Raw genomic sequence first — 14,152 nt, 5'->3', positions numbered from 1 at the left:
TAAGGAACTAATTGTATTAAGTTGTTCTAAAACAGTGGCTACTTTTGATAGAGTAGTGAGATTGGCCAAATTAACCCAACTTAGTGACAGCATCTATATAGCTAGTTGACTAAGAAAGCTGAGAGCGAAAAATGCAGGAATTGCGATTTGTACTCATTATTGTTGGCGCGTTAGCTATCGCCGCATTATTGTTCCATGGTCTATGGACGAGTAAAAAAGAAGGGAAAGCAAAGTTTGGAGATAAGCCGCTTGGTAAGCTTGATAACGATAGCTTAGATGAGGCTGAAACGATCCCAAGCCGTTCATTCGCCCCAGAAGATGATTTTGAGATAATCAGAAAAGAGCGTAAAGAGCCGGACTTTGCGGTTTCACCGTCTGCTACGGATCCGCTGATTGACTCTGACCCACTAACAGCACCACAAACAAAAGAAGTTATCGAAGACGACATCGAATTGAATGATCTTCCTTCTTTCAGTGTTAAAGAAGAACCGGTTCAGATCGAGAGTGAGCCTGAAGAGCTCTTAGAAGTCGCAGAACCTGAGGTTCCAAACTTTGAATTGACTGACGAGCAAAAAGAAAACCATGCTGGCTTTAAAGAGCAGTATGGTTCGTTTGAAGAAAATACTGATACCGTTACTGAGCCGCTAGCTCCTAACAAAGCATTGACGCCAAGTGAACCGCTTGTTGCGAAAGAAGTCGTTGCTCCACAAAGCGCAGCGCCTACTGAAGAAGCTAAGCCAGATGAAGAGCTTAGCCTAGAAGTTATCGTTCTTAATGTTCATTGTGCTGGAGAAATCCCATTCGTAGGTACAGAACTTTTCCGTAGTATGGAGAATAACGGCCTAACTTATGGTGAGATGTCTATCTACCACTGCTTTGCACAATCTAGCGATGAACCAAAAGTTATTTTCAGTGTTGCGAACATGATGCAGCCGGGAACTCTAGAACATGATGATCCTGCTGATTTTACAACGAGAGGTATTTCGTTCTTCATGACGCTGCCTTGCTACGGTCAAGCTGATCAGAACTTCAATGTAATGCTGAGTGCAGCTCAGAAAATTGCTGATGATATGGGTGGAAACGTTTTGGACGAGTCACGTAACTTAATGACACCTAATCGTTTGTCTGACTATCGCAAACAAATCAGAGACTTTATGACGGCAGCCAATGCCTAGCCGTCTTGTTTAGCCTTATAAATAATCTATATTTATAGAAAAGGGCTCCTAAGGGAGCCCTTTTTGATATTTCAATCACGACAGAGAATGATATGAAAGAATCGATTCAAGTTACCTTAGAGCAGTTAAGAGAAACTCTGCACTATCATGCCGTTCGTTATTACGTAGAAGATAGCCCCGAGGTTCCTGATGTTGAGTACGATCGATTAATGCAACAGTTGCTAAAAATCGAAGAAGAGAACCCAGATCTTGTTACGGTGGATTCGCCTAGCCAACGTGTCGGTGGGCAGCCCTTAGATGGGTTTACGCAAGTGGCTCATGAAATCCCAATGCTTTCGCTCGACAATGCATTCTCTGATGACGATTTAGATGCGTTTAATAAGCGCATGTCTGATCGAGCGCCAACCGCAAATCTTAAGACTTTCTGTTGTGAGCCTAAGCTTGATGGTCTAGCTGTGAGCCTACTCTATGTAAACGGCACCTTAGTACAGGCAGCGACACGTGGTGATGGTGCGACTGGTGAAAATATTACCGAAAACGTACGTACGATCAGCTCGATTCCACTTAAATTACAAGGCGAAGGTTGGCCAGAGCGTATTGAAGTGCGTGGCGAAGTGTTTATGCCAAAAGCGGGCTTCGACAAATTGAATGAACTGGCGTTGAAGAAAGGTGAGAAAGTCTTTGTGAACCCACGTAATGCCGCCGCAGGTAGCCTACGTCAGCTTGATTCACGCATTACAGCTAAACGTCCCTTGGCTTTCTATGCATACAGTGTCGGTGTTGTAGAGGGCGCTGAGCTTTCAAACAGCCACTACCAACGCTTTCTACAGTTGAAAGGTTGGGGTTTACCTATGTGTCCTGAAACTAAGCAGCTAAGCTCGCTTGAGGACGTAAAAGCGTATTACCAAGATATCATGACTCGCCGTGATGCTCTGGCATATGAAATTGATGGGGTGGTGATTAAGGTTGATGACATTGCCGCACAAGAAACTCTCGGCTTTGTTGCGCGAGCGCCTCGCTGGGCTATAGCTTACAAGTTCCCAGCTCAAGAAGAGATCACTCTGCTTAATGATGTTGAGTTTCAGGTTGGCCGCACAGGAGCCATTACGCCTGTCGCTAAGCTTGAACCAATCTTTGTCGGTGGTGTGACGGTGAGTAATGCCACGCTACACAATGCCGATGAGATCGCTCGTTTAGGTGTGAAGGTAGGCGATAGCGTTATCATTCGCCGTGCCGGTGATGTTATCCCACAAATTGTGGCTGTGGTACAAGATCGTCGTCCTGAGTCGGCAAGAGATATTGTATTCCCTGATGCTTGCCCAGTATGTAACTCTGCAGTTGAACGTGTCGAAGGTGAGGCGGTAGCGCGTTGTACTGGCGGTTTAGTGTGTCAGGCACAGCGTAAAGAAGCGCTTAAGCATTTTGTGTCTAGAAAGGCGTTGGATGTCGATGGTCTTGGCGTAAAAGTGATAGAGCAGCTTGTCGACCGTGAAATGGTAGAAACTCCAGCTGATCTCTTTAAGTTAAGTGCGGGCGTGATTACGGTTCTTGACCGAATGGGGCCTAAATCAGCGCAGAATGTAGTGAGTGCGCTTAATAAAGCTAAAGACACGACATTAGCGCGTTTCCTTTATTCTCTAGGGATTCGCGAAGTGGGTGAAGCGACGGCTATGAACTTAGCTCAGCACTTTAAGACGTTGGAGTTGGTTCAAGCAGCAACTCATGAACAGTTGGTTGAAGTGTCAGATATTGGTGACATCGTAGCAAGTCATCTCACGAGCTTTTTCTCGCAGGAGAAAAACAGAGCCGTAGTCGAGCAGTTGCTAGAGCTTGGTGTTAACTGGCCTGCAATCGAAGCTGTTGCGGATGACCAAGAGCTACCGTTAGAGGGTAAAGTGGTCGTGTTGACGGGCTCATTATCTCAATTAGGTCGTAGTGAAGCGAAAGCCGCTTTGCAGGCTTTAGGTGCAAAAGTAACCGGTAGCGTGTCTAAGAAAACGGATATCTTATTCGCTGGTGAAGCCGCTGGTTCTAAACTGACTAAAGCACAAGATTTAGGTATCGAAATAAGAACAGAAGAAGATCTAATTGCACTTATTTCGTAAGTAAACCAAGGTAAAAAAAGCTCAAAAGCACTCCTTTAAAGGGAGTGCTTTTTTTGTGTCTGCTACAAATTAGATGTCTTTTTAATTGTTGAGAATTTTGTACCTATACGAACTATCAAAAAGGGACAGTGATGCCGCTCAACATTAATGAAATACCATCCTAGTTGTATCAGAATTGCGAGTCACATCTGTTTTTATAAAGCGAGGTGTCATCTAAGTTATTGATTTTATTGAGGTCGGTGTCGTTGTGGTGAGGATTTATCTATTTGTAGAGCTGGATCACTAAGTACCTACTAAATTTGCACCAACTCATATTTTTTTAGATGAAAATTAAGTTCTCATTGATCTTTTTGAGTGCGAAGTTAGTCTTAATGCCATGGATGCACACGATGTGTATAACCAGAAAGGAAATAGAGAATTCAGAGTTTAGGGTTCTCAAACAAGAAAAGGTATTTCTCTCTACGGCGGCCAACTTTAGGCGGGAAATATTCAAACAGCTATATCCATTTTTAGGAGTTTTATTCCATGGAAAACAAAATTTTCAAACGTACTCTACTAGGTGCAACAGTTGCACTTTTATCGACAGGCGTAATGGCGAAAGAAGTTGGTATCAACTCTGATTTCAACGTTGACGTATACGGTGTTGCAGCTATCTCTCTAGTTAACTACAACACGACTGATAACAATGACTCTAGCTCAGGTTACGCTGTAGAGAATGAATCTCGTATCGGCTTCCGTGCTCATAAAGAGATGTTTGATGACGTATTAATCACAATGCAGATTGAATCTGGTTACGTAGATAGCACAGACTGGTCTCATGGTGGTGTTTCAGGCGGTGTGCTTGGTTTCCGTGATACGTTTGTTGGCGCTTCTGGCTCTTGGGGTAACCTACGTGTGGGTCGTGTTCTTACGCCACTATACGAAATCGTCGATTGGCCATTCTCTAACCCTGGTCTAGGTTCTGTATTCGATTGGGGCGGCATCAACGGTCACTACGATCGTCAATCTAACCAAGTACGTTACGATTCAGCTAAATTTGGTGGTTTCTCTTTTGCTGCTTCTGTTGGTCGTGATGATAACGACAACGGTGGCGGTGCAGCGACTCGTGATGCTAACTTTGTTGGTGCAAGTGCTAAGTACAGCTTCGAAAAAATCACATTCATGGGTGCGGTAGAGTCTGGTACACGCGTAGTTGCTGAGACTGGTGGTGAATACCTAATTGCTCAAGAAAAAGTTACTTTGGCTGATGGTACAGTTGTAAATGCTGGGGACCAATACCAGTCTGATGTAACTCCGGGTTACGATGATGATACATTTGCATACATCGTTGGTTTCGAAGCAAGCTTACCTGCAGGATTTGGTTTTGCAGCTGCGTTTAAAGGCGAAGAGCTAGATAACGGTATCCGCAAGCAAACACAAGATTCTTACTCAATTATTGGTCAATACTGGAACGGTCCAATCGGCTTCAAACTGGGTTACGCAGCGAACTTAGAATCTGAACTTAACGGTAAGAAAGAAGCTAACTCAGATAGCAACACCATCTCTGGTCAGCTAATGGCAGTCCACAACGGTTTCGTACCTTACCTACGTGTAGCGGGTCGTACTGTTGGTGACGCTGATACAGATATCGTAACTCGCGTTGGTCTTGAGTACGGTTTCTAAGCTAAAGTTATCAGCTTAAAAATAGTTAAATAAAATCAAAACGCTGGTAAATTATTTTGCCAGCGTTTTTCCATAGTGAACATAAGGAATTAGTCATAATGAATAAAGTTAGTGTAGTTGTATTATCATTATTTTTGGGAGCTTGTAGTTCACTCGATTCACAAAGTAATTTTGCAGATTCAGTGGCGGATGTGCAGCCCAAAGGTGGCTATATTCAGGTAACTGGACAATCTTACGTTGCCGAAAGTAAAGCGAATGTAGGGGCGGACATCCTGAAATCGTCACTCTACTTTACGTATAACAAAGAAGTAACACAGAATTCGGCTCCAGAATCTTCAATTATCATGGATGTTAGCTACTTCCAGAGTTATAAAGAATACGAAACCGTAAGCTTTTTCGGAAAGACGCTTGAGCTAGAAGATAGACAAGTCCCAAGAGAGAGCTGCAGCGAGCACTGTACTAAGACTCAATATATTAAATTTCCATTAAGCGAAGCTGATATTCAGCAAGCAAGAGAAAAGAACTTAGAGTTTACGCTTGATGGACAAAACTCAGTAATGAGTACAACTTTCATTGTGCCGAAAGCGTATATCGACACGATCTACAACGGCGCAAATAATCATACTGCGATCGCGGTTGCCCCACTTGCGGTACCTGTAGCTGCGGTTGTTGCTGAAGAACCAAAAGCTTCTCAAGCTCAAGAGATGGTTAACTACTGGTATGGACAAGCAACAAAAGAAGAGCAGTCTGCAGTGACAGATTGGGCATTCAAAAATCGTAAGAACGCTTCTCCAGCATCAATTGAAGGATCAAAAGAAATCGAGATGGTTTCATATTGGTTCAATAAGCTAGACAGCGAAGAAAAATCTCAAACTATGATTTGGCTGTTAGAGCAAGAATAAGCCTCTAACGTAAGTCGCTAGCTATGTTTTTCAACCGCAATATTGTATAACAGCAGTACTGCGGTTTTTCGTTTTAGGTAACGTTTGAATTATAGGTAATAGAGTGAATATTGGTGAAGTAGCGAAGCGTGTTGGTACAACAGCTAAATCCATTCGTTTTTACGAAAGTAAAGGCATGATGAGCCCTCCGCATCGTTCCGATAATGGTTACAGGCAATACGGCGAAATTCACATCGAACAGTTAGAATTTGTACTGAGAGCTAAAATGGTTGGATTTACGCTTGATGAGTGCAAGGCGCTTGTTGAGTTGGCGATGAATCCCAACAGAGAAAGCTACGAAGTAAAAAAGAAAGCAACGCAGAAGTTAGATGAAATAGAGTTGAAGCTTGCTGAACTCAATAAGATGAAGGCTCAGTTACAATCTTGGGTACATGATTGCCCTGGAGATACCTCAAACGAATGCCCCATTTTAAATAATTTGTCAGGCCGAAAATAACTTATCTTTCTTTAAAACTTATCTGGCAATCAAACAGTGTGTCAGGCAGCAAAGAACATTACTAGCCTGACGTTAGTTACCTATCAAAGCACCTTTCCGCCATAGTGTTTGCAGATCAGCAATGGCACATGAGTGACTGCGTTTCCATCTGAACACTTCACAATAGGCCCCATGTTTCCGTTACCTGGAGACTGACTGCTAGCCAGAGCACTGCCGAATGACAGGCTGAATATCGCTGTTAAAATTATTAGAAAATGTCTCATACTGACTCCGTTATGTTTATCTCTTGTTGAGATAAATAAAAGTATGGACAAGGAAAGGAAAATTTCAAAAATTGGACGGACTTAACATTTTTAATAATTATAATTAAGCGAGAGCATGGCTCACTATTCATATATATCTTGGTTAAGAAGTCAGACTTTCTTATGCCTTTTTAGCTCAACCAAAATTTTTAGCTTTACGAAATAAGAACTTATTTTTTTTGCCATTCAATCTATCGTAATGATAATTCGACTGTTCTTTGCTCTCTAAAGTTATTAAAGCCTACATTTATCGATAATGTAGGCTTTATATATCAATTAGCTATAAAGGCTGGATTATTAGGATTATTCCGTCTAACGCCACTATCTTAATTTCAGTGCCTGATGGGATATCTTGGCTAGCCCTTGCTGACCAAGATGAGTCTCCTACCTTAATTCGGCAGTTACCTCTTTTGATATCTTCAGTTAATAGTACGGTTTGTCCCAGTAACTGCTTTTCTCTTTGATTTAGCTCTCGTCCAGCATCAGAGTGCTTGTCATTGGACAACTGTCTTCTCCACCATAGCCAAGTGGTGATCAACGAGAAGCTGGCGAATGATAGCCATTGCATCTGCCAACCTAGCGGTAATGCACTCAAAAGAGCGCCGACGAGCATGGCTGATATACCAATCCAAAGAAAGTAGCCAGCCGTTCCGATAAGCTCAAGAGCCAATAGTGCTAGACCAAACGCCAACCAATGCCAGTGGTTTACTTGTTCTAGTAATTCGAACATAAGTTAGTCCTTACTGCCTTTGTCATTGCTTTGTGCAAACATTTCGGCGATGCCTGCGACTGAGCCCATTAACCCCGTAGCCTCCAATGGCAACATAATGATCTTACCGTTTTCTGCTTGGCCAATTGATTTCAGAGCATCAGTATAGCCTTGTGCGATGAAGTAGTTGACGGCTTGCATGTCGCCTTGAGCAATCGCGTTTGATACCATTTCTGTCGCTTTAGCTTCTGCTTCTGCTGCACGTTCACGGGCTTCGGCTTGCAGTATAGCTGCTTGCTTCTGGCCTTCCGCTTTTAAAATTTCTGATTGCTTATGACCTTCGGCTTTTAGGATCTCAGCTTGTCTTACACCCTCAGCCTCTAAAATGTCAGCACGCTTGTTACGCTCGGCTTTCATTTGAGCGTTCATCGCTGCGGTTAGATCTGCTGGTGGCTGCACGTCTTTGATCTCGATACGTGTAACTTTGACGCCCCAAGGGTTTGTGGCTTCATCGACGATATTGAGCAACTTAGTATTGATCATGTCACGTTGGCTAAGCATCTCATCCAACTCCATAGATCCTAGTACGGTACGGATGTTAGTGAGGGTTAAATTACGGATAGCGTGCTCAAGGTCGTTGACCTCGTAGGTTGCTTTGGGCGCATCAATAACCTGAACAAAACAGACAGCATCAATCATGACATTAGCGTTATCTTTTGAAATGACTTCCTGAGCTGGAATGTCGAGCACACGTTCCATCATGCTGATTTTTTGACCAACCTTATCAATGAATGGAATGATTAGGTTCAAGCCTGGTTGGAGGGTGTGTGTGTAGCGCCCGAAGCGTTCGACAGTCCAGTTATTACCCTGTGGAACGGTTTTGACACCAGCGAAAATAAAGAGCAGTGCGACGGCAGTAAAGACGCCAATAGTAATCAATGTATCAATAGCCATACAAAATCCTTTGCAAGTGTGAGTTTTTGATAGTTCTTTACTCATACTGGCTCATATTTAAAATTCGAGCAAATTTATAAACGAGAAATGGGCCATAAAACCTTGATTTTATGACCCATTTTACTTTGTGTTATGCGATAAGATTGCTGAGGTTTCTATCATTTATCTAAGTGATTTTTCCTCAGTAATTATCAACTTGTTCGCGTTCGAATTAGTAAAGCAGAGAGTACAATTGGCGGCGGTATTTGCTCGCAACTGCATTGCCTTGTCCAAGTGCACTTAAGATATCCATGAATTCTTTTTTCATATCACCATCTAGCGTGTTGAGGTCTTTCGCTAAGAATGACCACAGTAAATCCATCGCTTCTTCGCTACGGTTCACTTGGTGGTACTGAAGTGCTAGGTCAGAGGCTGTTTTAGCATCGCTTGGGTTTTGTTGAAGCGTTGTTTCTAGTGCTTGAATTTCAGGGCTGTCTGCTGCTTGTTTATGCAGCCCGAGTTTAGCGACTAAGCCTTTGTAGTAGTTGTCTTGATATTCCAGAGGGATCGTCGCCAGTTGGGTTTCTGCTAGCTCAAATTGCTGCGTTTCTAGTAAACATTCTGCGATCGCCAGTTTTACTTCGCCTTTACTCGTCAACTCTGTTGGCAGTTGTTGCATTGCTGCGAGAGCTTGTGCGTGTTCACCTGCTTGCATCTGTTCGAGAGCCTGGCGCAGTGCGAGTTCATCTTGATTAGGGAGATGCTTACCTAACATCTCAACAATCGCTTCGATGCTTTGTGGACCACCCAAACCATCAACGGGCTGACCGTTAACAAATAGTGCGATAGTAGGTAGAGCTTGCACGCCAAACTGGCTGGCAATTGCCTGTTCTTGTTCACAATTCAACAGAGCTAAAGTAAAAGCACCGTTGTATTGCTGAGTTAATGTTTGCAGTTCAGGAATCACCTGAGCACTTTCTTGGCTCATTGGTGCCCAAAAGTGGATGAGTACAGGCGTCTGCATTGAGGTTTCTAATACTTGACGAAAGTTCTGCTCATTAAGTTCAACAATATGCGGAGATTGCATTTACGTTCCTTGAGGTGTTTTGTGGGTACGTTGCAAATATGGGGGGAGATGCTGGTAACTTCAAGATCTAACTTAGTTATCTCAGGTAAAAGAGACAAATTAAAAAACGCTATGCTTCAGTGTTGATAGAGTTGGCATATCAACACGAAAGGCATAGCGTAATCTTTGAGATGGTTAGTGAGGCGTTGCGTGAGATATTCAAAACAGAATAAACAACGTAATAGCCAGACTCACACCAACCCAATTCAGGCGGTTTAAAGTCATGAAATATCCAGAAGTAGATTCATCAATTGGGGATAATCGATGAGATAGGCTAAATCATGACATCTTATTGTTACGGAAAAATTACATCGTTACATTAAAGTTTGCGACGATGCATTCAAAGTTAGAAAATTATGCAGCTTTTCTCAAAATAGGGTCTAGCCAACGATTCGGTAGAATCCTTTTTAGCACAGCGAAGACTTTGGTCGGCGTTGTTACTCGATATCTTAGTTTAGGTTTACGCGCTGTTAATGCGTGTAATACGGGCTCTATGCAGCTCTCCGGAGGCAGAACAAAAGCGTTGTTTGATGATTCTTTTTCGAGTCGGTCTTTTTGCTGTTGATAAGCTTCCTGATGAGCGCTGTCAGTAATGGTGATCCATTTATTGAATGCTTTCAGGGCGTTGTTTCTAAACTGGGTTTCAATTGGACCTGGTTGTAATAACGAGATATGTATACCGCTACCATGCAGTTCTAAACGTAACGTATCTGTCCATCCTTCAAGCGCGAACTTCGAAGCGTTGTAAGCGCCACGATATTTCATTGCAGCAAAGCCTAGGACTGAACTGTTTTGAACGATGCGACCTTCGCCGCGCTCGCGCATGTGCGGAAGGATTTGACAAACAAGATGGTGCCAACCAAAGAAATTCGTTTCGAACTGTTCTTTGAGCCCTTGTGTCGGCAAGTCTTCTAAGGCTCCTGCTTGACCATAAGCGCCGTTGTTGAATAAGCCATACAATCCGTTAGGTGCCAGCTCAATAGCAAGCAGTGCAGCTTGTTCAATGCTTTCTTGATCAGAAAGGTCGAGCTGTATGCAGGTCAGTCCTTCATCTTGCAGACGCTGCACATCTTGCGGATGACGACACGATGCAATGACATGAAAACCACGCTTTTGAAGCGCATGAGCGCATGTGTAACCAATACCCGTTGAACAACCAGTAATAAGAATCGACTTGTTCACGCTTAATCCTTTATTAGAGTCTCTATAACTCTAGGGTAAAGAATTAGTCTTGATGTTGTAACAAGTTTTTTAGTGCAGGTTCGATTCTTGAGTAACTAAAGATGAATCCCATTTCGGTGAGTTTCTTTGGTTTGGATCGAATGCTGTCGAATAGCAAGCATGATGATTCCCCCATCAGAAGCGACATTGCCCATTTCGGTGTGAACAAGAAATGAGGTCGGCCCAGTTGTTTGGCTAACGTGCTGCTGAACAGTTTGTTAGTCACAGGGTGCGGAGCGCACATATTAAACTCGCCTTGAGCGTGAGGAATAGACAACAAGTGGTTGATGGCTCTCACCATATCTAGCATGTGAATCCATGGCATGTACTGCTTGCCTGAACCTAGAGGCCCACCTACACCGAGTTTGTAGGGCATTAGCATCTTCTTAAGTGCGCCGCCATTTTCGCCCAACACAATCCCCGTTCGAAGTAGGATCACACGCGTGCTATCTGATTGGGCTCGCTTCGCTATCTCTTCCCAGTGAGCACAGACTTTATGTGGGAAACTGTCATCCTCAACTTGTAATGACTCGTCAAACGGCTGTTGTTGTTGATCGCCATAATAGCCAACGGCTGAACCGCTAATAAAAACCTCGGGTGGGTTGCTGCTAGCATGAATTAACTCGACCAGTTTTTCTGTAATGTGCCAGCGGCTACTACAGATTCTCTCTTTTTGTTGTTCGCTCCAACGCTTGTCTGCGATCGGTTCACCAGCAAGATTAACCACCACATCGAAGTCATTGAGGTTGTTGAGTTCATCAAGGGATTGTATGTAGTGAAGGTTGTTTTGGTTCAGGTGGTGCAGGCTTTGCTTTGCTTTATCTGGACTTCTTGTCAGCAAAGTCACGTCGTCAGTGTTCCAACTCTTGATCAATTCAGAGCCAATAAATCCAGTACCACCAGTTAACAATATCTTCATACCAATCTCCTTATTAAACATAATTATAGACGTGGCTTGTTTTTAATCGCCAACCAATACGAAAAAATCACTATAACGATCAGTTGGTTTCAATCGTGTGATACCTAAATTACGTGTTTTCAATTTATGAAAGATTGAAATTAAATTCACCAAGTTAGGATGTGTACCGTTATCACACTTATGGATTTTACTCGGATATGTTACCAACTGCGTAATATTTGTCACATAAGCTTTGATAAGGATTTGTCATCATTATGAGTAACTTATAACCAGACGTTATCTCAACGAGAAGGAATCGCGATGAGGGCAGTGCTAGCTTTATTTAAAGCCATGCTAGGCAGCTTAAGAGATCTATTGCCGATTGTAGCGGTGATTGCTTTCTTTCAGCTCGTTGTCCTTCAGGAACCCCTTCCTCATCTGTTATCCATTTTATTTGGTTTAGTACTGGTTGTCTTAGGGCTGACCTTCTTTATTTTTGGACTCGAAATAGGGCTGTTTCCAATCGGCGAATCCATGGCTCAAGCATTTGCACGCAAGGGGAGCGTGTTCTGGTTACTGACCTTTGCCTTTTGTTTGGGGTTTGGCACGACCATTGCGGAACCCGCTTTGACAGCTGTTGCTGCGGAAGCGGCAGAAGTAGCCGCTGAGGGCGGTGTTATTCCTAACTCTTTAGAGGAGATGGAGCACTACGCGAATGGCTTACGATTTACAGTGGCGTTGTCGGTGGGTATCGCCATTTTGCTTGGCGTATTGCGAATATTAAAAGGCTGGCCAATTCAGTATATGATCATTGGTGGTTATATCGGTGTGGTGGTTCTCACGGCTTTTGCTCCGGAGAACATCATCGGGATTGCTTACGATTCTGGAGGCGTTACAACATCGACTATTACCGTTCCTTTGGTTACGGCGTTGGGAGTGGGTCTCGCGTCTGCGATTAAGGGGCGGAATCCTATGATAGATGGTTTTGGTTTGATTGCTTTTGCTTCACTGTTGCCAATGATGTTTGTCATGGTCTATGGAATGGTAGTGACATGATCAGCGTGCAGCAATTTGTCGATACCTTTCTTGGTACCGTTACCGATGTGATCCCCATTGCGGTCATTATCTTTGGTTTTCAGTTAGCGGTATTACGTAAACCTGTTACGAATCTCGCTAAAGTATTACTCGGCTTTTTCTACGTGATTCTTGGCTTATCACTATTCTTGATGGGGCTAGAGCTCGCGCTGTTTCCTCTCGGTGAAACAATGGCGATGCAGCTGACGGAATCGAGTTTTCTAACGGAGTTCAAACTGAGTTCAGGTCAAGCGTTGGCTTGGTTTGATTATTATTGGGTCTACCTCTTCGCGTTCTGTATTGGGTTTAGTACCACAATAGCCGAGCCTTCACTGATCGCTGTGGCCATTAAAGCGAACCAAGTATCTGGTGGCAGTATTCGCATTAATGGCTTGAGAATCGCTGTGGCGTTAGGCGTTGCGATTGGCATCTCTCTGGGCAGTTATCGCATCGTGGCTGGCGACCCGATTCATTACTACATCATTTTTGGCTATGTCATTGTGGTGATTCAAACCTTTTACGCGCCCAAATTGATTATTCCATTAGCTTACGATTCTGGCGGTGTGACGACCTCAACGGTAACGGTTCCTTTAGTAACAGCACTTGGTTTGGGATTAGCGTCAACGGTGCCAGGAAGAAACCCGGTGATCGATGGCTTTGGGTTAATTGCATTCGCAAGCTTATTTCCAATTATATCCGTGATGGGGTACGCCCAAATAACGCAATGGCTAAACCGATCACAATTCTCTAAGGAGAGCAAAGATGCGCTTTAAACTTATCTTAGCGTTTGTAGAAGAGAGCAAGACAGACATCGTGCTCGACGCCGCGCGTGATGCGGGTGCAACCGGTGCTACGGTGATTAACAATGCCCGAGGGCAGGGCTTAAACCAAAAACGTACCTTCTTTGGTTTAACGTTAGAGGTGCAAAAAGATGTGCTGCTGTTTGTGGTTGAAGAGCATTTGGCGAGGCATATTCTTGAAACCATCGGTGAAGTCGGGGAGTTCGATCAGGAGTCTGGTCAGGGGATCGCTGTGCAGATTGATGTTGAAGATGCGGTCGGCGTCGCTCATCAAGTCGAAACGTTAACCAAGGTTGTGGAGGATGAACTATGAGTACCAGTGAAAAGATCCGTGTAGGCGATGTAATGGCCAATACGTATGTGATTATTGATGGGTTAACCACGGTATTGGAAGCGATTGAGATGGCGAAAAAACACAAAGTTAAAGCGATCATCGTCGATAAACGCCACGAGGATGATGAGTACGGCATCGTGTTGATGAATGACATTGCCAAAAAAGTACTGGCTAAGAACCGTTCTCCAAAGCGAACCAACGTTTATGAAATTATGACCAAGCCTGCTTTGACTGTGTCTGCTGATATGAATGTGAAGTATTGTGCGCGCTTGTTTGAACGTTTTGGTATCAGTCGCGCTCCGGTGGTCAGTGACAATAAGATAGTTGGGATGGTTAGTTACAATAATATCGTGATCAACGGTATGGCGAGAGGTGACGTTTAGCTTTTCGATACGTACAATAGCCTCATAAATTT

General features: G+C 43.6%; 15 protein-coding genes. 9 read left to right on the top strand and 6 right to left on the bottom strand.

Annotation, left to right across the window (positions count from 1 at the left end):
* The first annotated feature begins 131 nt into the window (after positions 1–131).
* The 5 genes from zipA (at position 132) to cueR (ending at position 6,340) form a co-directional block, all read left to right on the top strand.
* A complete protein-coding gene (zipA, locus tag IHV80_RS11970) occupies positions 132–1,175 on the top strand; it encodes a cell division protein ZipA (RefSeq protein WP_192889187.1) in 1,044 nt (347 codons plus the stop codon).
* A 92-nt stretch (positions 1,176–1,267) separates the two neighbouring features.
* Positions 1,268–3,280: an NAD-dependent DNA ligase LigA gene (ligA, locus tag IHV80_RS11965; RefSeq protein WP_192889186.1), complete on the top strand. Its 2,013-nt coding sequence runs from the start codon at positions 1,268–1,270 to the stop codon at positions 3,278–3,280.
* Between the two features lie 525 nt (positions 3,281–3,805).
* Complete coding sequence (locus IHV80_RS11960) at positions 3,806–4,942, top strand: porin (RefSeq protein ID WP_192889185.1); 1,137 nt, start codon at positions 3,806–3,808, stop codon at positions 4,940–4,942.
* A 98-nt stretch (positions 4,943–5,040) separates the two neighbouring features.
* A complete protein-coding gene (locus IHV80_RS11955; RefSeq protein WP_192889184.1) occupies positions 5,041–5,844 on the top strand; it encodes a DUF2057 family protein in 804 nt (267 codons plus the stop codon).
* A 103-nt stretch (positions 5,845–5,947) separates the two neighbouring features.
* Positions 5,948–6,340: a Cu(I)-responsive transcriptional regulator gene (cueR, locus tag IHV80_RS11950; protein ID WP_065110942.1), complete on the top strand. Its 393-nt coding sequence runs from the start codon at positions 5,948–5,950 to the stop codon at positions 6,338–6,340.
* An 83-nt stretch (positions 6,341–6,423) separates the two neighbouring features.
* Here the strand turns inward: cueR and IHV80_RS11945 are convergent, their stop codons facing one another.
* From IHV80_RS11945 to IHV80_RS11920, 6 genes are all read right to left on the bottom strand, one after another.
* Positions 6,424–6,603 (bottom strand): hypothetical protein, encoded by a 180-nt coding sequence (locus IHV80_RS11945; protein WP_017061927.1) that lies wholly within the window; start codon positions 6,601–6,603, stop codon positions 6,424–6,426.
* Between the two features lie 319 nt (positions 6,604–6,922).
* Positions 6,923–7,372, bottom strand: a complete 450-nt coding sequence (locus IHV80_RS11940; protein ID WP_192889183.1) for an NfeD family protein — start codon at positions 7,370–7,372, stop codon at positions 6,923–6,925.
* Positions 7,373–7,375: 3 nt separating this feature from the next.
* Positions 7,376–8,305 (bottom strand): SPFH domain-containing protein, encoded by a 930-nt coding sequence (locus IHV80_RS11935; RefSeq protein ID WP_192889182.1) that lies wholly within the window; start codon positions 8,303–8,305, stop codon positions 7,376–7,378.
* Positions 8,306–8,516: 211 nt separating this feature from the next.
* On the bottom strand, positions 8,517–9,371 hold the full coding sequence (locus IHV80_RS11930) for a co-chaperone YbbN (protein WP_192889181.1): 855 nt from the start codon (positions 9,369–9,371) through the stop codon (positions 8,517–8,519).
* Positions 9,372–9,764: 393 nt separating this feature from the next.
* A complete protein-coding gene (locus tag IHV80_RS11925) occupies positions 9,765–10,592 on the bottom strand; it encodes an SDR family oxidoreductase (protein WP_192889180.1) in 828 nt (275 codons plus the stop codon).
* A 43-nt stretch (positions 10,593–10,635) separates the two neighbouring features.
* A complete protein-coding gene (locus IHV80_RS11920) occupies positions 10,636–11,550 on the bottom strand; it encodes a TIGR01777 family oxidoreductase (protein WP_192889179.1) in 915 nt (304 codons plus the stop codon).
* Positions 11,551–11,850: 300 nt separating this feature from the next.
* On the opposite strand from IHV80_RS11920, the gene IHV80_RS11915 reads away from it, so the two are divergent.
* From IHV80_RS11915 to IHV80_RS11900, 4 genes are read left to right on the top strand one after another with little or no spacing between them, the layout of a single operon-like run.
* Complete coding sequence (locus IHV80_RS11915; protein WP_192889178.1) at positions 11,851–12,585, top strand: DUF1538 domain-containing protein; 735 nt, start codon at positions 11,851–11,853, stop codon at positions 12,583–12,585.
* Positions 12,582–13,376: a DUF1538 domain-containing protein gene (locus tag IHV80_RS11910; protein ID WP_192889177.1), complete on the top strand. Its 795-nt coding sequence runs from the start codon at positions 12,582–12,584 to the stop codon at positions 13,374–13,376. The genes IHV80_RS11915 and IHV80_RS11910 overlap by 4 nt, the downstream gene beginning before the upstream one ends.
* The gene (locus tag IHV80_RS11905; RefSeq protein WP_009847348.1) at positions 13,366–13,716 is read left to right on the top strand and encodes a P-II family nitrogen regulator; all 351 of its coding nucleotides are present in this window, start codon (positions 13,366–13,368) and stop codon (positions 13,714–13,716) included. Before IHV80_RS11910 ends, IHV80_RS11905 begins: the two co-directional genes overlap by 11 nt.
* Complete coding sequence (locus IHV80_RS11900; RefSeq protein ID WP_192889176.1) at positions 13,713–14,120, top strand: CBS domain-containing protein; 408 nt, start codon at positions 13,713–13,715, stop codon at positions 14,118–14,120. Before IHV80_RS11905 ends, IHV80_RS11900 begins: the two co-directional genes overlap by 4 nt.
* Positions 14,121–14,152 lie beyond the last annotated feature (32 nt).

Source organism: Vibrio bathopelagicus, assembly GCF_014879975.1.
GTDB classification, from domain to species: domain Bacteria; phylum Pseudomonadota; class Gammaproteobacteria; order Enterobacterales; family Vibrionaceae; genus Vibrio; species Vibrio bathopelagicus.
Note: the sequence above shows the minus strand (reverse complement) of the source record. Positions and strands in the feature narration are given on the sequence as shown.